This window comes from Pseudomonas japonica (assembly GCF_900188455.1).
GTDB classification, from domain to species: Bacteria; Pseudomonadota; Gammaproteobacteria; order Pseudomonadales; family Pseudomonadaceae; genus Aquipseudomonas; species Aquipseudomonas japonica.
The window spans coordinates 39,298-59,455 of sequence record NZ_FZOL01000002.1; the positions used below are offsets into that span (position 1 = coordinate 39,298).

Annotated in this window: 17 protein-coding genes and 1 riboswitch; of the genes, 6 read left to right on the forward strand and 11 right to left on the reverse strand. The window is 65.5% G+C overall.

Features of this window, described 5'->3' with window-relative positions; all coding sequences use genetic code 11:
* Positions 1 to 22: 22 nt before the first annotated feature.
* From parE to CHB99_RS02485, 5 genes are all read right to left on the reverse strand, one after another.
* Positions 23 to 1,927 (reverse strand): DNA topoisomerase IV subunit B, encoded by a 1,905-nt coding sequence (gene parE, locus CHB99_RS02465; RefSeq protein WP_042120327.1) that lies wholly within the window; start codon positions 1,925 to 1,927, stop codon positions 23 to 25.
* A 36-nt stretch (positions 1,928 to 1,963) separates the two neighbouring features.
* Positions 1,964 to 2,572, reverse strand: a complete 609-nt coding sequence (locus CHB99_RS02470; RefSeq protein ID WP_042120328.1) for a YqiA/YcfP family alpha/beta fold hydrolase — start codon at positions 2,570 to 2,572, stop codon at positions 1,964 to 1,966.
* Positions 2,573 to 2,679: 107 nt separating this feature from the next.
* Positions 2,680 to 3,492, reverse strand: a complete 813-nt coding sequence (gene cpdA / locus CHB99_RS02475; protein ID WP_042120329.1) for a 3',5'-cyclic-AMP phosphodiesterase — start codon at positions 3,490 to 3,492, stop codon at positions 2,680 to 2,682.
* Positions 3,493 to 3,577: 85 nt separating this feature from the next.
* Positions 3,578 to 4,030 carry a DUF1249 domain-containing protein gene (locus tag CHB99_RS02480; protein WP_042120331.1) on the reverse strand — a complete coding sequence of 151 codons (453 nt, stop codon included), beginning with the start codon at positions 4,028 to 4,030 and terminating at the stop codon, positions 3,578 to 3,580.
* Complete coding sequence (locus CHB99_RS02485; protein WP_042120332.1) at positions 4,021 to 4,638, reverse strand: NUDIX domain-containing protein; 618 nt, start codon at positions 4,636 to 4,638, stop codon at positions 4,021 to 4,023. Before CHB99_RS02485 ends, CHB99_RS02480 begins: the two co-directional genes overlap by 10 nt.
* A 186-nt stretch (positions 4,639 to 4,824) precedes the next feature.
* Here CHB99_RS02485 and CHB99_RS02490 point away from each other — a divergent pair, with 186 nt between their 5' ends.
* Complete coding sequence (locus CHB99_RS02490) at positions 4,825 to 5,571, forward strand: RsiV family protein (protein ID WP_042120333.1); 747 nt, start codon at positions 4,825 to 4,827, stop codon at positions 5,569 to 5,571.
* Here CHB99_RS02490 and cytX read toward each other — a convergent pair.
* On the reverse strand, positions 5,540 to 6,823 hold the full coding sequence (gene cytX / locus CHB99_RS02495; protein ID WP_042120335.1) for a putative hydroxymethylpyrimidine transporter CytX: 1,284 nt from the start codon (positions 6,821 to 6,823) through the stop codon (positions 5,540 to 5,542). The two genes, CHB99_RS02490 and cytX, sit on opposite strands and share 32 nt — an antisense overlap.
* Positions 6,824 to 6,971: 148 nt before the next feature.
* Positions 6,972 to 8,861 (reverse strand): phosphomethylpyrimidine synthase ThiC, encoded by a 1,890-nt coding sequence (gene thiC, locus CHB99_RS02500; protein ID WP_042120337.1) that lies wholly within the window; start codon positions 8,859 to 8,861, stop codon positions 6,972 to 6,974.
* A 146-nt stretch (positions 8,862 to 9,007) separates the two neighbouring features.
* Positions 9,008 to 9,113: riboswitch (TPP riboswitch) on the reverse strand.
* 143 nt (positions 9,114 to 9,256) lie between these two features.
* Between thiC and CHB99_RS02505 the strand changes: the two genes are divergently transcribed.
* Complete coding sequence (locus tag CHB99_RS02505) at positions 9,257 to 10,690, forward strand: TolC family outer membrane protein (RefSeq protein ID WP_042120338.1); 1,434 nt, start codon at positions 9,257 to 9,259, stop codon at positions 10,688 to 10,690.
* Positions 10,691 to 10,740: 50 nt separating this feature from the next.
* Here the strand turns inward: CHB99_RS02505 and waaA are convergent, their stop codons facing one another.
* Both waaA and CHB99_RS02515 read right to left on the reverse strand, forming a co-directional pair.
* Positions 10,741 to 12,012, reverse strand: coding sequence for a lipid IV(A) 3-deoxy-D-manno-octulosonic acid transferase (waaA, locus tag CHB99_RS02510; protein WP_042120340.1), 1,272 nt, complete (start codon positions 12,010 to 12,012; stop codon positions 10,741 to 10,743).
* A gap of 281 nt (positions 12,013 to 12,293) precedes the next feature.
* Positions 12,294 to 13,187 carry a LysR family transcriptional regulator gene (locus tag CHB99_RS02515; RefSeq protein ID WP_042120341.1) on the reverse strand — a complete coding sequence of 298 codons (894 nt, stop codon included), beginning with the start codon at positions 13,185 to 13,187 and terminating at the stop codon, positions 12,294 to 12,296.
* Between the two features lie 87 nt (positions 13,188 to 13,274).
* Here CHB99_RS02515 and CHB99_RS02520 point away from each other — a divergent pair, with 87 nt between their 5' ends.
* The 4 genes from CHB99_RS02520 to CHB99_RS02535 are packed head-to-tail and all read left to right on the forward strand — an operon-like array spanning position 13,275 to position 16,644.
* Positions 13,275 to 13,607 (forward strand): DMT family transporter, encoded by a 333-nt coding sequence (locus CHB99_RS02520; protein WP_042120342.1) that lies wholly within the window; start codon positions 13,275 to 13,277, stop codon positions 13,605 to 13,607.
* Between the two features lie 55 nt (positions 13,608 to 13,662).
* Positions 13,663 to 14,838, forward strand: coding sequence for an NAD(P)/FAD-dependent oxidoreductase (locus CHB99_RS02525; RefSeq protein ID WP_042120343.1), 1,176 nt, complete (start codon positions 13,663 to 13,665; stop codon positions 14,836 to 14,838).
* Complete coding sequence (locus CHB99_RS02530; protein WP_042120344.1) at positions 14,835 to 15,647, forward strand: aldo/keto reductase; 813 nt, start codon at positions 14,835 to 14,837, stop codon at positions 15,645 to 15,647. The genes CHB99_RS02525 and CHB99_RS02530 overlap by 4 nt, the downstream gene beginning before the upstream one ends.
* A gap of 40 nt (positions 15,648 to 15,687) precedes the next feature.
* Positions 15,688 to 16,644, forward strand: coding sequence for a hypothetical protein (locus CHB99_RS02535; RefSeq protein WP_042120346.1), 957 nt, complete (start codon positions 15,688 to 15,690; stop codon positions 16,642 to 16,644).
* Between the two features lie 47 nt (positions 16,645 to 16,691).
* Here the strand turns inward: CHB99_RS02535 and hldE are convergent, their stop codons facing one another.
* Entirely contained in the window at positions 16,692 to 18,113 is a 1,422-nt protein-coding gene (gene hldE / locus CHB99_RS02540) for a bifunctional D-glycero-beta-D-manno-heptose-7-phosphate kinase/D-glycero-beta-D-manno-heptose 1-phosphate adenylyltransferase HldE (protein ID WP_042120347.1), read from the reverse strand.
* 108 nt (positions 18,114 to 18,221) lie between these two features.
* Positions 18,222 to 20,027 carry a lipid A export permease/ATP-binding protein MsbA gene (gene msbA / locus CHB99_RS02545; protein ID WP_042120349.1) on the reverse strand — a complete coding sequence of 602 codons (1,806 nt, stop codon included), beginning with the start codon at positions 20,025 to 20,027 and terminating at the stop codon, positions 18,222 to 18,224.
* Positions 20,028 to 20,158: the final 131 nt, after the last annotated feature.

Here is a 20,158-nt window from a genome sequence, read left to right on the forward strand (position 1 = left end):
AGTGCCGTCAGCAGCGCACGGATCAAGCCATGACCTCGGCCAGGTTGCCGTTGCTTTCCAGCCAGCTCTTGCGGTCGCCCGCACGCTTCTTGGCCAGGAGCATGTCCATGATTTCCCGGGTCTGCTCGAAGTCGTCGAGGGTCAGCTGGACCAGGCGCCGGGTGTTCGGGTCCATGGTGGTCTCGCGCAGCTGCGGCGGGTTCATCTCACCGAGGCCCTTGAATCGGGTGACCTGCGGCTTGCCGCGTTTCTTCTCGGCCACCAGGCGGTCGAGGATGCCGTCGCGCTCGGCCTCATCGAGGGCGTAGTAGATCTCCTTGCCCAGGTCGATGCGGTACAGCGGCGGCATCGCCACGTAGACGTGGCCGGCTTCCACCAGCGGACGGAAATGCTGGACGAACAGCGCACAGAGCAAGGTGGCGATGTGCAGCCCGTCGGAGTCGGCGTCGGCGAGGATGCAGATCTTGCCGTAACGCAGCTGGCTGAGGTCGGCGGCACCCGGATCGACGCCGATGGCCACGGCGATGTTGTGCACTTCCTGGCTGGCGAGGACTTCGCCGCCATCCACTTCCCAGGTGTTGAGGATCTTCCCGCGCAGCGGCAGGATCGCCTGGAACTCCTTGTCCCGGGCCTGCTTGGCGGAACCGCCGGCGGAATCACCCTCGACCAGGAACAGCTCGGCGCGCATCGGGTCCTGCCCTGCGCAATCGGCCAGCTTGCCAGGCAGCGCCGGGCCCTGGGTGACGCGCTTGCGCTCGACCTTCTTGCTCGCCTTGAGGCGACGGCCGGCGTTGCTGATGGCCAGTTCGGCCAGTTGCATGCCCATTTCCGGGTGAGCGTTGAGCCACAGGCTGAAGGCATCCTTGACCACCCCGGAGACGAAGGCCGCGGCCTCGCGGGACGACAGGCGCTCCTTGGTCTGCCCGGAGAATTGCGGTTCCTGCATTTTCATCGAGAGAACGAAGCTGATGCGCTCCCAGACGTCTTCCGGGGCCAGCTTGACCCCGCGCGGCAGCAGGTTGCGGAACTCGCAGAACTCGCGCATCGCATCCAGCAGGCCCTGGCGCAGGCCATTGACGTGGGTACCGCCCTGGGCGGTGGGGATCAGGTTGACGTAGCTTTCCTGGATCGCATCGCCACCTTCGGGCAGCCACAGCAGCGCCCAGTCGACGGCTTCCTTGTTGCCCGCCAGGCTGCCGCAGAACGGCTCGTCCGGCAGGCGCAGGTATTCGCTGACCGAGTCGACCAGGTAGGAACGCAGACCGTCCTCGTAATGCCACTCGACCTTCTCGCCGCTGCTCTTGTCCTCGAAGCTCACCAACAGGCCGGGGCACAGCACGGCCTTGGCCTTGAGCACGTGCTTGAGGCGGCTGACGGAGAATTTCGGGGAATCGAAGTACTTGGGATCCGGCGCGAAGTACACGCTGGTCCCGGTGTTGCGCTTGCCGACCGTGCCGATGACTTCCAGCTCGCTGGCCTTGAAGCCGTCGGCGAAGGTCATCTGGTATTCGTTGCCGTCGCGCTTGACCCGCACCCGGACCTGGGTCGACAGGGCGTTGACCACCGAAATGCCGACCCCGTGCAGACCGCCGGAAAACTGGTAGTTCTTGTTGGAGAACTTGCCGCCGGCATGCAGCTTGGTGAGGATCAGCTCGACCCCGGACACGCCCTCTTCCGGGTGGATGTCCACCGGCATGCCGCGACCGTCGTCGCAGACTTCCAGGGAATGGTCGGCATGGAGGATCACCTGCACCGAACGGGCGTGACCGGCCAGGGCTTCGTCGACGCTGTTGTCGATGACTTCCTGGGCCAGGTGGTTGGGGCGGCTGGTGTCGGTGTACATGCCCGGACGCTTGCGTACCGGGTCAAGGCCCGAGAGGACTTCGATGGCGTCTGCGTTATAGGCGCTAGCGCTGGGATTGGCCATGGGTTCTCGTCGTCATTCGTGGGTGAAAATAAGCAATCAAAATACAGAAAAATCCAGGCTTTGATACGCCTGGGCGTCAATGCCTGCGCAGGCCAGCAGGGCCGGCAGGTGCAAGGCGAAGCCCAGGAAGCTGTGGTCGCCACCGGCTTCGATGCGCAAGGCACAGGCCCGGTAGAAACGCTCGGCACGGCGGTAATCCAGGGTTTCGTCGCCCGTCTGCAGCCACACCTGATAACGCGCGGGGTCGTTGGGCGCCGGCACTTCCAGCTCGGCCAGGGCATCGATATGGTCGCGGGTCAGCTCCCAGGTGTCGCCCGTGTAGTGGTTGGTCTGGGTGCCCAGATAGCCGTCGAACAGCTGGTGTGGATTGACCGCCGGGTTGATCAGCAGCGCCTTGAGCCCATGGCGCTCGGCCAGATGTGTCGCATAGTAGCCGCCGAGGGAACTGCCGACCAGCAAGGGTCGGCCGAGGTCGGCGATATCGGCCTCCAGCTGGGCGATGGCCTGGCGCGGATGATGATGCAGGGCCGGGACGCGCAACTGGCCGGCCAGGCCGATGCGCTCCATGACGGCCTGCAGCTGGCTGGCCTTCATCGAGCTTGGCGCGCTGTTCAAACCATGGATGTAAAGGATCGAGCCCGACATTATCGCCCCCGGATGTCCGTGAACCGCCCCGTGAAGAGCGGGCGCAAAAGCGCGCAGTTTAGCCTGATAACCGGGAAATGCTTCAGCTTTAGAGTTTGCCTGATGCTTCAGTAGCCGTTTCCGTAGTCCACGCTGAAGGCAAAATCGCTCAAGCGCGAGACACCGGTTTCCAGACGGCCGTCGTCGTGCAGCGCCAGCCAGCGATAGCCAGGCGGCCGCTGGTCGTCGACCTTGAAGTCTTCGCTGCGCGGTGCGAACTGGATGCAGGTCGAGGGCGAGGCGAGCAGGCGCCGGCCGTCCAGTTGCTGGTCCCATTCCTGGTGGATATGCCCCCAGAGCAAGGCGCGCGCCTGTGGATAAGGCTTGAGCGTCGCGAACAGTGCCTCGGGATTGCGCAGGCCGATGGGCGCCATCCAGGCACAGTCGATGGAAACCGGTTGGTGGTGGAAGCACACCAGGCAATGCCGTCCGTCGGCACTGCTCAGTGCCTGATCGAGCAATTGCAACTGGTCGGCTTCGAGACGCCCGGGCACGCTGCCGGGAATCGACGAATCGAGCATGATCACCCGCCAGTTGCCAATATCGGTGACCGGTTCCAGCAGGTCGCTGCCCGCCGCGACACGCTCCATCGGCAAGGGCTCGTCATGATTGCCGGCCAGCCAGCGCGCCGGCGCGCCGAGCACCGCGGTCATTTCGCGGAAATGCTGGTAGGAGGCCTGCGTACCGTCCTGGGACAGATCGCCGGTGGCCAGCAGCAGATCGACCCGCGGCTGCTCGGCGAGCACCAGGTCGATCACCCGTTGCAGGCTGTCACGGGTATTCATGCCCAGCAGCGAACCCTCGCCATCGGCGAACAGATGACTGTCTGAAAGCTGCACCAGTCGAACCGGGGCACTGGATGAGGGGGGTGCTTGCAGCAAGGGGCCATCTCCTTGTGGGAATCCTGCACGATTATGGTGGGGAAGAATCGGAGGATCAAACCGGCACCACGACGGCCGTCACATTTCAGCGAACCACTTCCAGTTCATGACCACAGGCCAGGCAATGACTCAGCCACTCGCCGAGGAACAGGTTGAGCTGGGCTTTCTCGTCCGGCTGGTGCATCGCCGCGTTGGGATAGGGATAGATGCTGCGCAGACGGCGGGCATGCTCGGCACTGACCACTTCGGCCATGCGCGCGTCGTGATAGACCTGCACTTCCAGCTGCGGTACCGGCAGCCACGGCAGGCTGTGCTCCTGGCGCACGCGCAGGGTGGTGGTGTACGGACAGGCCAGGACCACTTCCAGCGCCAGCACGCCAAGCATCTGATCGCCCTGGGTCATGCCGATGCGCCGCGAGCTGGTGGCGCTGCGCATGTCCGGCAGCAGGCGCATCAGGCGCGCGTAGTTGGCCTCGCAGGCAGCCTGCAAGCCGACCAGATCGACCCGATAACGCTCGCGTAAAAGATTCACGACCAGAGCCCCCTGACTTCATCGCGGTTCAAGGCCAGCCATTGCAGGGCGATGATCGACGCCGCATTGGCTATCTGCCCGTCGCGCACGGCCTGCAGGGCATCCTCGAATGCCCAGACCCGCACACGGATGTCTTCACCCTCTTCCTCCAGGCCGTGCAGCCCGCCAGCCCCCACGCTGCTGCAACGTCCGAGATACAGATGGACCAACTCGTCGCTGCCACCGGGAGACGGAAAATACCGGGTCATCGGCCACAGCGCGGAGAAGGTCAGTCCAGCTTCCTCCTGCGCCTCGCGGTGCGCAACTTCTTCCGGCGCCTCGTCCTTGTCGATCAGACCGGCGACCAGCTCCACCAGCCACGGATTGACGACCTTGTCCATGGCGCCGACGCGGAACTGCTCGATCAGCACCACTTCGTCGCGCTGCGGATCGTAGGGCAGGACGCAGACCGCGTCGTGACGGACGAACAGCTCGCGGCTGATCTGGCGGCCCATGCCGCCGGCGAACAGCTCGTGGCGCAGATGTACCCGGTCGAGCCGGTAGAAGCCCTGGAAACAGGTCTCGCGGCGGACGATATCCACGGCGGCGGGAACGGTGTTCAACTTGTCTGTCATGGAAATCCTCGATACCTCACGTGCAGCTTCGCGCAATCCTACCCCGCGTACCCTCGGCTTTCACCCTCTTTAAAGTCAACCCGAGGGCTGCGAGGATAGGCACCGCCCGTCTATTCAAGCTTAGTGGCGAACCGACGGCCGTGCCGACGGTCCAAGGCCGATCACCGATGTTGCAGAAGGATCATCATGACACTCGTCAAACTGACTACCGTGGCTGTCCTGGCCCTTGTCCTGGGGGCGTGCCAGAGCGTTTTCCAACCCAACCTGCGCAAGCCGCTGGAGGTCAAGCGCGAGGCCTGGGAGCACATCAAGCCCGGTTGCAGCGCCAGCGACTGCCCGCTGGTGAACATCGACATCCTGCACTTCCCGGCCCAGCCGCAACTCGACGGGATCATCGAACGCAGCCTGCTGCAACTGACCCGCGACAGCCAGGACGCGCCGCTGCCCGCATCGCTCAAGGCCTACGAGGAGAGCTTCCTGCGCTCGGCCGAAAGCCGCCACAGCACCTACCTGCAAGCCAAGGTACGCGAGCAGCATGACGGACTGGTGATCGTCGAACTGTCCAGTTATCGGGATACCGGCGGTGCCCATGGCATGCCGGGACGCGCTTTCATCAACTGGTCACGACAGCAGGAGAAGGTCCTGACCCTGCAGGACATGCTGGTGCCGGGTCAGGAAGAAACCTTCTGGAAGACCGTGGAGGAAGCCCACCGCGGCTGGCAGATCGCCAATAACCTGGATCAGGACAAGGAATTCGTGAAGAACTGGCCGTTCCAGAAGACCTCGAACATCGCCCTGACCTACGGCGCGGTGGTGCTCAAGTACGACGTGTACAGCATTGCCCCCTACGCCATGGGCCACGTCGAACTGAAGATCCCCTACCCGCGCCTGAACGGCGTGATCAGGCCGGAACTGTTTCCCGGCCGCGGCTGAAGCCCAGGACCGCGTGCAGCAATCCTGCCAGCAGCAATGCCGGCAGGGTCGCGCCGACGTCCGGGGCGTAGTTGGCCAGCAGGTGATAGGTGACCACGCCACCCGCCCAGGCCAGTACCGCGCCGACGTGCAGTGAGGTGACCCGCGCCGGCAGGCGACGAGCGCGCAGCACGAAGTGATCCACCAGCACCACGCCGAACAGCGGTGCGAACACCGAACCGATCAGCAACAGGAAGTTCTGGTACTGCGCCAGCGGCGCGAAGCAGGCGATCAGGGTGCAGACCACGCCGATCGCCAGGGCCAGGTGTTCCACCTTCAGGCGCAGCAGCAGACCGCTGGACACCGCCGCCGAATGGATGTCGGCAAAGGCGTTTTCCGATTCGTCGAGCAGGATCAGCAGCAGCGGAATGCCCAGCCCGGCGCCCGCCAGGGCCAGCAGCAGGGCATTGACCTCGCCGCTCGGCGCGAACGCCAGGGTGTAGGCCACACCCAGGCTCATCAACCAGAAGTTGCCGATGAAGAAGCCCAGCGCGGTACCGCCGAACACGCGGCTGGCGCGCTTGCCGAAACGCGAGTAGTCGGCGATCAGCGGCAGCCACGACAGCGGCATGGCAATGGCGATGTCGAAGCCCACCGCCAGCGACATCGAACCGTCGCCGGCGCGCGCCCACAACGCCGCCAGATCAGCCTTGGCGAACAGGTTCCAGGTCAGCCACAGGCAGGCGCCGAGCAGCAACCAGATGCCCCACTTGCGCAGGACGCGGCGCACGAACGTCAGTGGCCCACTGACCGCCAGCAGGGTCGCCAGGCCGCCGAAGAACAGGGTCCACAGCAGCGGGCTGTTCCACGCGCTGGTTTCGCCGAACGACTGCGCGCCGAGCAGGCTGGCGGCATCGCGCATGACGATGATCTCGAACGAGCCCCAGCCGATCAGTTGCAACAGGTTCAACACCGCCGGCAGTGCCGCGCCGTGCTTGCCCAGGCTCAGGCGCAGGGCGGCCATGGCCGACAGCCCGGTGTCGCTGCCGATCACCCCCACCGCAGCCAGCAGCAACACCCCGACCAGGGTCCCCATGGCGATCGCCAGGACCGACCCGGCCAGGCCCAGGCCCGGCGCGAGCAAGGCGCCGGTCTGCAGGACCATCAGGCCGATGCCGAGGGAGAACCACAGGGAGAACAGGTCACGGGCGCCGAAGATGCGCTGGTGACCGGGGACGGGGGAGTCGGGGGAGTAGTTGCTGGGTAGGGACACGACGGAGGTCTCGGCAGGATTTTTGTAGGTTGGGAGATGCCGGGACCGCTTTGCGGTCCTTCGCAGGCAAGCCAGCTCCTACAGAGGGACGCAATGTTCCTGTAGGAGCTGGCTTGCCTGCGAAGGGCCGCAAAGCGGCCCCTTTACATCACACTTTCTTGTACAACTGGCTGCCTTCCTGGCGGAACCGCTCGGCCTGCTCGCGCATGCCGTCCTCGACCGCCACGTCCACCACGTCGATGCGTTGGTTGGCGGCGTATTCACGGACTTCCTGGGTGATCTTCATCGAACAGAACTTCGGCCCGCACATGGAGCAGAAGTGCGCGACCTTGGCCGAGTCCTTCGGCAGGGTCTCGTCGTGGAACGCGCGCGCGGTGTCCGGGTCCAGGCCGAGGTTGAACTGGTCTTCCCAGCGGAACTCGAAACGCGCCTTGCTCAAGGCATTGTCGCGGATCTGCGCGCCCGGGTGCCCCTTGGCCAGATCGGCGGCATGGGCGGCGATCTTGTAGGTGATGATCCCGGTCTTGACGTCATCCTTGTTCGGCAGGCCGAGGTGCTCCTTCGGCGTGACGTAGCAGAGCATGGCGCAACCGAACCAGCCGATCATCGCCGCGCCGATGCCCGACGTGATGTGGTCGTAACCCGGGGCGATGTCGGTGGTCAGCGGGCCGAGGGTGTAGAACGGCGCCTCGTCGCAGCACTCCAGCTGCTTGTCCATGTTCTCCTTGATCAACTGCATCGGTACATGGCCCGGGCCTTCGATCATGCACTGCACGTCATGCTTCCAGGCGATCTTGGTCAGTTCGCCGAGGGTTTCCAGTTCGCCGAACTGCGCTTCGTCGTTGGCGTCGGCGATCGAGCCCGGACGCAGGCCGTCACCCAGCGAGAAGCTGACGTCGTAGGCCTTCATGATTTCGCAGATTTCGTCGAAATGGGTGTAGAGGAAGTTCTCCTTGTGATGCGCCAGGCACCACTTGGCCATGATCGAACCGCCGCGGCTGACGATACCGGTGACCCGCTTGGCGGTCAGCGGCACATAGCGCAGCAGCACGCCGGCGTGGATGGTGAAGTAGTCCACGCCCTGCTCGGCCTGTTCGATCAGGGTGTCGCGGAACAGCTCCCAGGTCAGGTCCTCGGCCACGCCGTTGACCTTTTCCAGCGCCTGGTAGATCGGCACGGTACCGATCGGCACCGGCGAGTTGCGGATGATCCACTCGCGGGTTTCATGGATGTGCTTGCCGGTGGACAGGTCCATGACCGTGTCCGAACCCCAGCGGATGCCCCAGGTCAGCTTGGCCACTTCTTCTTCGATGGACGAACCGAGGGCGCTGTTGCCGATGTTGCCGTTGATCTTCACCAGGAAGTTGCGGCCGATGATCATCGGCTCCAGCTCCACGTGGTTGATGTTGGCCGGAATGATGGCGCGGCCGCGGGCGATTTCCTCGCGGACGAATTCCGCGGTGATTTCCTTCGGAATGCTCGCACCGAAGCTGTGGCCGGCGTGCTGCTGATCGAGCAGACCGGCGGCGCGGGCTTCCTGGAGCTTCATGTTTTCGCGGATGGCAACGTATTCCATCTCGGCGGTGATGATGCCCTGGCGCGCGTAGTGCATCTGGCTGACGTTGGCGCCGGCCTTGGCCCGGCGTGGGTTGCGCACGTGGGCGAAGCGCAGTTTGGTCAGTTCGGCATCGTTCAGGCGCTGCTGGCCGAAGTCGGACGACAGACCGGCGAGGCGCTCGGTGTCGCCACGGTCGTCGATCCAGGCCGAACGCACGTCGCCCAGGCCCTTGCGCACGTCGATGACCACGCTGGGATCGGTGTACGGGCCGGAGGTGTCATAGACCAGCACCGGGGCGTTGGCCTCGCCACCGAAATCGGTAGGGGTATCGTCGAGGCTGATTTCCCGCATCGGCACGCGAATATCGGGGCGCGAACCCTCGACGTAGACCTTGCGCGAACGGGTGAACGGTTGCACGGACTGCTGATCGACCTGGGCGGACTCGCTCAGGTTGGACGGGTATTTTTCTTGTTTGCTCATCACAGGCTCTCCAGACGGGTTGGATGTCGGAGTGAACCTGATGGGGCACGGACGCACCGGGGGTGGTGCTGTGCTGGAACGCGGGGGTGTCTGGCGGCTGTGAAGCTGACTCGACATTCCCGGACCCGGCACAAGAGGGCTCGCGGGAAGCGAGCAATCTTGTTCCCTACGCAGGCGCTAACCTGATCAGGTTCAACGGGATCCGGAATTTTCCGATCTCAGCCTCAACACAAGGCACCCCGACAAGAACTTGCGCAGTCTAGACCGGAGCGGCAATAAACGCCAACAGTCCAAGCACAAGCATGACAAATGGCGCAAATGTCAGATTGTTGCAAAATGCCTGTGGAACTACACTCGCAAAGCTGGATTACCCTCTTCGTTCAAGGATCGCCCCTATGCTGCGCAAACTTTCACTGGCGCTCGCCGTGTCTTGTGCTTCCAACGGACTGGCCTGGGCCGCGGACCCGTCGCTGTCGAACCGGACCGATCTGGTCAGCGTCTACCAGGAGGCCGTGAACAACAACGCCGACCTCGCCGCTGCCCGCGCCGACTACGGTGCCCGCCGCGAAGTGGTGCCCCAGGCCCGCGCCGGCCTGTTGCCGAACCTGTCCGCCGGTGCCGAGATGCTGAGCACCCGGACCAGCATCGACCAGCCCTCGGTGACCTCCAACCGCAGCGGCAATACCTGGCAGGCGACCCTGTCGCAGCCGATCTTCCGTGCCGACCGCTGGTTCCAGCTGCAGGCCGCCGAGGCGGTCAACGAACAGGCGGCGCTGGAGTTGTCGGCCACCGAGCAGAACCTGATCCTGCAGAGCGCGGAGAACTACTTCGCGGTCTTGCGAGCCCAGGACAACCTGGCCTCGACCAAGGCCGAGGAAGCGGCGTTCAAGCGCCAGCTCGATCAATCCAACGAACGTTTCGACGTCGGCCTCTCCGACAAGACCGACGTGCTCCAGTCCCAGGCCAGCTACGACACCGCGCGGGCCAACCGGATCATCGCCGAGCGCCGCGTGCAGGACGCCTTCCAGGCCCTGGTGACGCTGACCAACCGCGACTACAACTCGCTGCAGGGCGTCGTCCACAGCCTGCCGGTGCAAGTGCCGGCACCCAATGACGCCAAGGCCTGGGTCGACACCGCGACCCAGCAGAACCTCAACCTGCTGGCCACCAACCATGCCGTCCAGGCCGCCGAGGAGACCCTGCGCCAGCGCAAGGCCGGGCACGCGCCGACCGTGGATGCGGTGGCACGCTACCAGCGCGGCGACAACGACAACTTCGGCCTGACCAACCCCAACCAGTTGCCCCAGGCCTACGGCGGCCCGGTCGAGCAGACCAGCATCGGCCTGCAACTGAACATTCCGCTGTACAGCGGCGGCCTGACCAGCTCGCAGGTGCGCGAGGCCTACCAGCGCCTGAGCCAGACCGAGCAGCAGCGCGAGAGCCTGCGCCGCCAGGTGGTGGAGAACACGCGCAACCTGCACCGCGCGGTGAACACCGACGTGGAACAGGTACAGGCGCGCAAACAGTCGATCATCTCCAACCAGAGCGCGCTGGAGGCCACGGAAATCGGCTATCAGGTGGGGACGCGGAATATCGTCGACGTGCTGGATGCGCAGCGCCAGCTGTACACCTCGGTGCGCGACTACAACAACACCCGCTATGACTACATCCTCGACAACCTGCGCCTCAAGCAGGCCGCCGGGACACTGAGCCCGCAGGACCTGCAGGACCTGGGACGCTGGCTGAAGCCGGACTACAACCCGGACAAGGACTTCCTGCCACCGGACCTGGCGGCGGCGGCCAAGGCCAATTTCGAGGCCCGGCCTTAAGGGCCTCATCGCGGGCAATCGTTCCGATTGCCCGCGATGAATCACCACAGTTACCGGATCAGACGAGCCAGCCCCTCCAGCAATCGCTGCAAGGCCCCCTGATTGGCCTGCATCACCGCCAACCCCGCATCGCCCATCCTGCGCGCATCCCGCGGCAACTCGATCAGGCGCCGCACTTCGGCTGCCAGCCCCTCGGCATCGTCCACCTCGCGCAAGGCCCCCGCTTCCCGCAACATCGCGCTGATTTCGAGGAAGTTGAACACATGCGGCCCCATGATCACCGGCAATGCCAACGCCGCCGGCTCCAGGGGGTTGTGCCCGCCGGTGGGCACCAGGCTGCCGCCGACGAAGGCGATATCGGCCAGGGCGTAGAGAAACAGCAGCTCGCCCATGGTGTCGCCGAGCAGCACGCGGGTCTGCCCGTCCAGCGCCGCGCCGGACGAACGCCGCACGGTGGCGAACTGCTCGCTGCACAAGGCATGCACGGCGTCGAAGCGCTCGGGGTGACGCGGCACCAGGATCAACAAGGCGTCGCCGTGGCTCTCCAGCAACTGCCGGTGCGCGGCCAGGATCAGCGCGTCCTCGCCGTCATGGGTGCTGGCGGCGATCCACAGCGGACGCTGCGTGGCGCCCCACTGCGCGCGCAATTCACGGGCGCGGGGCAGCAGGTGTTCGTCCACCTTGAGGTCGAACTTGATCGAACCGGTCACCTGCACGCACGGCGGGCGGGCGCCCAACTGGCGGAAGCGCTCGGCCTCGGCGTCGGTCTGCACCGCGATCAGGCTCATTTCCTCCAGCATCGGCCGGGTCAGGCCGGCGAAACGCGCATAACCACGGGCCGAACGCTCGGACAGCCGGGCATTGGCCAGGGCCACGGGGATCCCGCGTTTTGCGCACTGATGGATATGGTTGGGCCACAGCTCGGTTTCCATGATGATCGCCAGCCGCGGCTGCACCCGGTCGAGGAAACGCCCGGCCGCCCACGGCAGGTCGTAGGGCAGGTAGCAGTGCTGGATGCGCGGCTCGTTGGCGAACATCGCCCGGATCCGCTCGGAACCGGTGGGAGTCATGCAGGTGATGGTGATCGGCAGTTGTGGATAACGCTCCAGCAGGGCGCGGATCATCGGGGCCGCGGCGATGCTCTCGCCCACCGACACCGCGTGCACCCAGATCCCGCCCGGTTTCAGCGGCGGCAGACCGAAGGCGAAGCGCTCGCCGACACGCTGGCGATAAGCCGGCGCCTTGCGCCCGCGCAGGAACAGGCGCAGCGCGACCAGCGGCAGGCCCAGGTGAAACAGCAGGGTATAGAGGGTTCTGTTCATGGCGCGGGAGTGTACAAGGAAGCTATCGGCATTGCCTCTGTGTTGCTGAGGGCCTCATCGCGGGCAATGCCCGCTCCCACAGGGTCCGGCGGTGCATGCGGTCCTTGTGGGAGCTGACTTGCAAGCGATGAGGCTCCAAAGCTCACCCCTGGGTCCAGCAGTGCATGCGGTCCTTGTGGGAGCTGGCTTGCAAGCGATGAGGCTCCAAAGCTCATCCCTGGGTCCAGCAGTGCATGCAGTCCTTGTGGGAGCGGGCATTGCCCGCGATGAGGCCCGAGAGATCACCCCATTTCCCGCAGATGCACTGCAAACCGCTCCGCCAGCCAGCGCGCCGCCGGCCCCAGCGGTTCATCCCGTCGCCATGCCAGTTCCACCACCAGCGCCGGCGGTCGCCATTCGCAGTCCAGCTCGACCATATGCTGCTGGTAGGTCGGGTACTGCACCACATGCCGCGGCAACCAGGCCCAGCCCAGACCGCGCATCAGCAACTCGGCCATGACGTAGAAGCTGTCCGCCCGCCATACCTGCGGACTGGCCGGTTCGCCGCCGGCATAGCCACTGTCTCGCGGATTGACCAGCAACTGCCGGTGCCGCGCCAGATGCTCGCAACTGACCCGTTCCAGCGCCGCCAATGGATGCCCCACCGGGCACACCGTGACCATTTCGATACTGCCCAGGGCCCGGCGCTCCAGCGCATCGGGCACGCGCTCATGGTGAAACAGCAAACCCAGGTCGGCCCGACGTTCCACCAGTTGCCGCGCCACATCGCCCTGCGCGCTGCTGGCCAGTTGCACTTCCAGCAACGGAAAGCGCTGCGACAGTTCTTCCAGGCTCCCGACCACCGGCGGATACGGCATCGCTTCATCCTGCGCCAGGCGCAGACGCGGCTCCTGTCCGCGCATCAATGCCGAGGCCCGGCCATCCAGGCGCTCGCACTGGCGCAGCAACTCCCGCGCATCCTCAAGCAAGGCCGCGCCCGCCTCGGTCAGTTGCGGCTGCCGCCCGCTGCTGCGCTCGAACAGGGTCAGGCCGAGGTCAGTCTCCAGCAACGCGATGGCATTGCTCACCGCCGACTGGGCTCGGCCTTCGGCCCGGGCCACGGCGGAAAACGAGCGCCGCTCGGCCACTTCGACGAACAGGCGCACCTGCTCCAGACTCCACTGCGGTTGGACCATGGAACCTATCTCCAATAGTGATAGGAAATGACTTTACCGCATCTGGCCAATCCCTAGAATGCGCGAGCCATCAGAGGAGTCCGAATCATGAATGCCTACACCTATCTCGCCATCGCCATCTGCGCCGAAGTCATCGCTACCGCCTCGATGAAAGCGGTGAAAGGCCTGAGCACGCCGCTGCCGCTACTGCTGATGATCTGTGGCTACGCGGTGGCGTTCTGGATGCTGACCCTGGTGGTGCGCAGCATTCCGGTGGGCATTGCCTATGCGATCTGGTCCGGCCTGGGCATCGTCCTGATCAGCGTGGCCGCCCTGGTGATCTACGACCAGAAGCTGGATCTGCCGGCGATGCTCGGCATGGCGATGATCGTCGGCGGCGTGGTGGTGATCCAGCTGTTCTCGAAAACCGCCGGGCATTGATGACGCACAACAGGCTGTATACTTGCCCGCCTGTCCAGCTTGTTGAGGTAACTGCATGTCATCGGTCATTTCCACCGACGTCCTGATCGTCGGCGCGGGGGTCGCGGGTCTCTGGCTCAATGCCCGTCTGCGGCGCCTGGGTTACTCGACGGTGCTGGTGGAACGCGCCAGCGTCGGTGGCGGGCAGACCCTCAAGTCCCAGGGCATCATCCACGGCGGCGCCAAGTACGCGCTGCACGGTGCCCTGAGCGGCGCCTCGGAAGCCATCGCCGACATGCCGCGGCGCTGGCGCGAAGCCCTGGACGGCGGCGGCGAGCTGGATCTGTCCGGCGTGCGCCTGCTGTCCGACGCCCACTATCTCTGGTCCCCCGGGACGATCGCCGGCAACCTCACCAGCTTCTTCGCCAGCAAGGCGGTGCGTGGCCGCGTCGACCAGGTCAAGGGCGAGCAACTGCCGCCGGCCCTGCAGGACCGCGCCTTCAAGGGCAAGGTCTATCGCCTGGCCGAGCTGGTGATCGACGTACCGAGCCTGCTGCAACGCCTGGCCGAACTGGCTGGCGACAGCCTGCTCGCCGGCGAGCGGATCGAGCCGCTGCGTGACGGCGATGACCTGGTCGGCCTGCGGGTCGACGGCCGCGAAATCCGTGCCCAACGCGTAGTGCTCAGTGCCGGTGCCGGCACCGCCGAGCTGCTCGCCGACCTCGGCCTGAGCCAGCCGGCCATGCAGCGCCGGCCGCTGCACATGGTCATGGCCAAGGGCCCCAGCCTGAAGCCGCTCTACGCCCACTGCCTGGGCGGCGGGCCGAAGCCGCGCATCACCGTGACCACCCACCCGGCCGCCGACGGCCAGTGGGTCTGGTACCTCGGCGGCGACCTCGCCGAAGCCGATGGCGTGGCCCGCGAACCCGAGGCGCAGATCGCCGCGGCGAAGAAGGAAGTCGCCAGCCTGTTGCCATGGGTCGATCTCAGCCAGGTGCGCTGGGCCACCCTGCGGGTAGATCGCGCCGAACCGGCGCAATCCGGTCTGGTCCGCCCGGACAATGCCTTCCTCGCCGAGCAGCAGCGCCTGCTGGTGGGCTGGCCGACCAAGCTGGCCCTGGCACCGGACTTCGCCGATCGCGTGCTGCGGGCCTTCGACCGCGACGGCATCCGCCCGAGCAACTGCCCCGCCCTGCCCGACTTGCCGAAGCCCGCGCTGGCGCAAGCGGAATGGGAGCGCCTGCTGCCATGACCCTGCCGACCCTGCACGACCTGCATCGCCCGCTGGGCAGCACCGGCCTGGTGGTTTCGCCGCTGGGCCTGGGCACGGTGAAACTGGGCCGCGACCAGGGCGTGAAATACCCCAACGGCTTCACCATCCCCGACGACCAGGCCGCCCGCCTGTTGCTGGCCCAGGCCCGTGAACTGGGCATCAACCTGATCGACACCGCGCCGGCCTATGGCCGCAGCGAGGAACGCCTCGGCCCGCTGTTGCGCGGCCAGCGCGACCAGTGGGTGATCGTCAGCAAGGTTGGCGAGGAATTCGACGACGGCCAGTCCCGCTTCGATTTCAGCGCCGCCCATACCCGCGCCTCGGTGGAGCGCAGCCTGAAGCGCCTGGAGACCGAGTGCATCGACCTGGTCCTGGTCCACTCCAACGGCGATGACCTGCGCATCCTGGAGCAGGAAGAGGTCTATCGGACCCTTGCCCTGCTCAAGCAGGAAGGCAAGATCCGCGGCTTCGGTTTTTCCGGCAAAACGGCCGAAGGCGGCCTGAAAGCACTGGAGCAGGGCGACTGTGCGATGGTCACCTACAATCTCAACGAGCAGGCCGAGCGTCCGGTGCTGGACTACGCCGCCGCCCATGGCAAGGCGATCCTGGTGAAGAAGGCCCTGGCCAGCGGCCACGTCTGCCTGAGCCCGGGGGTCGACCCGGTGAAGGCCAGCTTCGAGCTGCTGTTTGCCCACCCCGGCGTGAGCAGTGCTATTGTCGGCACCATCAATCCGCTGCACCTGGCTCACAACGTGGCGACCGTCGCCCAGGTGCTGCGCCAGCCCTGAGCCGCCGCCGCGGCCGACCCCAACGCAAGAAGGAGCCGACATGCCGCGAACGCTGATCCGCAAGAACCCGAGCAACTTCAAGACCCTGCCCCTCCACGTCGAAGCCGGCCCGGAGGGGTTGAGCTACCAGAGCATCGGTCGCCCGCTGAACTTCGCCCAGACCCTGCAACGGCGCAAGGCCATCCAGTTGCCCGACCACCAGCGCTTCGCCGTCGAGCTGGCCAACCTCGGGGTCTCGGTGCGCCTGACCCTGTGCTGGCAGCACCGCGATTACTGGGTCCTGGTCCGTCAGCGCCGCCAGGACCGTGGCGACGTGGTGCTCAAGCTGATCTCCGGCTACGTGCCGGCCCAGGAGCTCAATCTGCCGCTGCACACCGCGGTGCAGGAAGTCGCCGAGGAATGCCTGCTGGAAACCCCGGAAGGCTGGCTCGGTGGCCGCTTCAACGACACCTGGCTGCCAGCCCCCTACGCCGCCGCCCTGCATTACCGCGAAGCCCTGCCCTTCATCCTGACCCCGCACTCCGGTGCCGCACGCCCGGTGCGCTGCGGCAACCAGCAACTGATCGAACGGCCCCGGGCTTATGTGCATCTGCCCACGGCTTCGCTGCAACTGATCTACGACCTGCGCCTGCAGGTGCCGAAGGAAGCCAAGTCGCTGAGCCTGTTCCATGTCGACGAGCGCCTCGAAGGCGACCAGTTGGTGGCCCGCCTCAACCGCGCCCGGCCCGACCTGTACCTGATGCCACTGGAAGACGGCCAGCCGTTGCCGGAGCTCTATCAGTTGAAGAAGGACCGCCTGGTGCCAGCCGGAACCCGTGGTCTGTATCTGGCGGAAAGTTTCGCGCAGCAGGAAGGCTGGGTGGTGAAGGACGAGCGGATTCGCTGGAAGGACTGGCTGCGCCAGCAAGGGTTGACGCCGAAGAAGCCGGACAGCGGCCTGCGGCGGCTGACCGGGAAAGCGAAGGAGCTGTTGCAGATGGCGCGGGGCGGCTTGTAGGAGCTGGCTTGCCTGCTCCTACAGTGACCGCGTCGCTTCGGGGATGATCAGTTCTTGCGGATCTTCTCGACGATCGCCGTGGTCGAGCTGTTTTCCACCAGCCCCAGCACCTTCACCGTCCCGCCGTAGGCCTTGACGATATCGGCACCGACCACCTGGTCGACGCTGTAGTCACCGCCCTTGACCAGCACATCCGGCTTGACCTGGGTCAGCAGGTTTTCCGGCGTGCCTTCCGGGAAGCTGATCACCCAGTCCACCGCACCGAGGCCGGCGAGCACGGCCATGCGCCGGTCGACGCTGTTGATCGGACGACCCGGGCCCTTCAGACGGCTCACCGACGCATCATCGTTGACCGCGACGATCAGACGATCGCCCTGGGCGCGGGCCTGCTCCAGGTAGGTCACATGGCCAGCGTGGAGAATATCGAAGCAACCGTTGGTGAAGACGATCTTTTCCTTGTGCGCACGGGCATCATCGATGGCCAGCAGGAGCTGATCGAGGCTGAGCACACCGCGCTCGGAACCTTCCTCGCGCTGGATCGCCCGACGCAGTTCCGGAGCGCTGATGGCCGCGGTCCCCAGTTTGCCGACCACGATGCCGGCGGCCAGGTTGGCCAGCCCGACCGCATGCGGCAGGTCCTCGCCGGCGGCGATGGCCGCGGCCAGGGTGGAAATCACCGTGTCGCCGGCACCGGTCACGTCGAACACTTCACGGGCGCGGGCCGGCAGGTGCAGGGCCGGATGATCCGGACGCAGCAGGGTCATGCCGTGCTCGCCACGCGTCACCAGCAGCGCGCCGAGGTCCAGCTCGCGCATCAGTTGCCCGCCCTTGGCCACCAGTTCGGCCTCGTCGGCGCAGCGCCCGACGATGGTTTCGAATTCACTGAGGTTCGGGGTGATCAGGCTGGCGCCGCGATAGATGGAGAAATCCTTGCCCTTGGGGTCGGCCAGGACCGGAATGCCGCGTTCGCGAGCGGCCTGGATCAGGCTCTGGTGATTCTTCAGCGCGCCCTTGCCGTAGTCGGAAAGGACCAGCACCTTGACCCCTTCCAGCAGACCGTCGACTTCCGCGCCAAGGGACAGCGGGTCGGTGGCGAACGGTTCTTCGAAATCGATGCGCAGCAGCTGCTGGTGGCGACTCATGACCCGCAGCTTGACGATGGTCGGCTGGTGGGCAATGCGCTGGAACACCGAGCGCACGCCGGCCGCCTGCAGACTGTTGGCCAGGCTTTCGGCCGCCTCGTCCTGGCCGGTGACCCCGACCAGCGCAGCCGGCGCACCCAGCGCGGCAATGTTCAGGGCCACGTTGGCCGCGCCGCCGGGACGGTCCTCGATCTGCTCGACCTTGACCACCGGAACCGGCGCTTCAGGCGAGATCCTGGAAGTACCGCCATGCCAGTAGCGGTCGAGCATGACATCGCCGACCACCAGTACCGGGGCTTGATCGAAACGCGGCATGGACAACTTCATGGAGAACCCATCAGACAGAAATGAACAGGGGCGGGATATTAGCACAGGCGACGCGCGTGCCAGATTACAGCGGAAAGTCCGGGGACACGCAGTCCCCGGACAGGTGTATCAGGTGATGTCGGCCTTGCTCGGCTCGTCCAGCCCCATGGCATGCAGACGGGCGTAGTAGCCGTTGGCGGCCAGCAGTTGCTCGTGGCTGCCGCGCTCGACGATACGGCCCTGGTCCATGACCAGGATCAGGTCGGCTTTCTCGATGGTCGACAGGCGGTGGGCGATGACCAGGGTGGTCCGCCCCTTCATGACCTGGTCGAGCGCCGCCTGGATATGCCGCTCGGACTCGGTATCCAGCGCCGAGGTCGCCTCGTCGAGGATCAACAGTGGCGCATTCTTCAACAGCGCACGGGCGATGGCCAGGCGCTGGCGTTGACCGCCGGAGAGCAGCACGCCGTTCTCGCCGACCTGGGTATCGAAGCCTTGCGGCAACTGATCGACGAAATCCTTGGCGTAGGCCGCGGCGGCGGCGGCCTCGATGTCCGCACGCGGCGCACCGGCCAGGTCGCCGTAGGCGATGTTGTTGGCCACGGTATCGCTGAACAGCGTGACGTGCTGGGTCACCTGGGCGATGTGCCGGCGCAGGTTGAGCAGGCGATAGTCCTCAACCTCGACGCCATCCAGGAGGATCTCGCCATGACTGTGGTGGTAGAAGCGCGGGATCAGGCTGGCCAGGGTCGACTTGCCGCTGCCGGAGCGACCCACCAGGGCGACCATCTGCCCAGGCTCGACGGAGAAGCTGATGTCGTCCAGAACCAGACGCTCGGTGCCCGGGTAGGTGAAGCTGAGGTTGCGCACGTCGAGACGGCCGGTGACGCTGGCGCGCTCCACGGTGCCCTTGTCCTGCTCGGGCTCGACATCCAGCTGTTCGAAAATGCTTTCGGCACCGGCAACGCCCTTCTGGATCGTCGAGCTGACTTCCGACAGCTGGCGAATCGGCTTGGGCAGCAGGCCAGCCAGGGTGATGTAGGCAACCATGTCACCCGCCGACGCGTCGCCACGCAGGTACAGCACGAGGAACATCAGGATGGCCATGGCGGTGTAGATCACCAGCTGCAGCAGCGGCGTGTAGATGGCGCCGGTGCGGGTCATGCGCAGTTGCTTGTCGGTGTTGCTCTGGCTGGCATTGAGGAAGCGCTTCTGCTCATAGACCTCGCCACCGAAGCTGCGCACCACGCGGTAGCCCTGGATGGTCTCGGAGGCCACATGGGTCACGTCGCCCATGGCCACCTGGATCTTCTTGCTCTGCTTGCGGAATTTCTTGCTGGCGCGGCTGACCATGAAGGCGATCAGCGGCAGGATGGCGATCATCACCAGGGTCAGGCGCCAGTTCATCAGCAGCAGCGAGCCAAACAGGAAGACCACCGTCATGCCCTCGCGGATCACCACCTTGATCGCGTCCGTGGCGGCGCCAGTGACCATGGTGACGTTGAAGGTGATGCGGGAAATCAGGTGACCGGAGTTGTGCCTGTCGAAATAGCGGTTGGGCAGGGTCAGCAGATTGTTGAACAACTGCACCCGCAGGTCATGGACCAGGCCGAGGGAAACCTTGGCCAGGAAATAGTTGCCGAGAAAGGACCCCAGGCCCTGCCAGGCCGCGATCAGGATGATCAGCAGCGGCACCGCCTGGAGCAACTGCAGATCGCGTAGATAGGGCACATTGGGAAACAGGGCGGCTTCGGGATTGGACAGGCCATCGACGAAATACTTGAGGATGTAGCCCAGCATCGGTTGGGTCGAGGCGAAGATCAGGAAACCCACGATACTCAGCAGGAACAACCCGATATAGGGCCGAACGTAGCCAAGCAGGCGGAAGTAGATCTTCATGCTCGAAGGGCTGGCGGAGCCACTGGAATCGGTCATATCACGGAAAGGGAGTGGAAATGGGAGGCCGACTTTAACACAGCTTCATGAGCCGGTATTCGCGGGGCGCCAGGCGACAGGCCAGGTTTCACTGCGCAAAGGCAATGGCTGGGTTAGTATTGCCGCTCCTC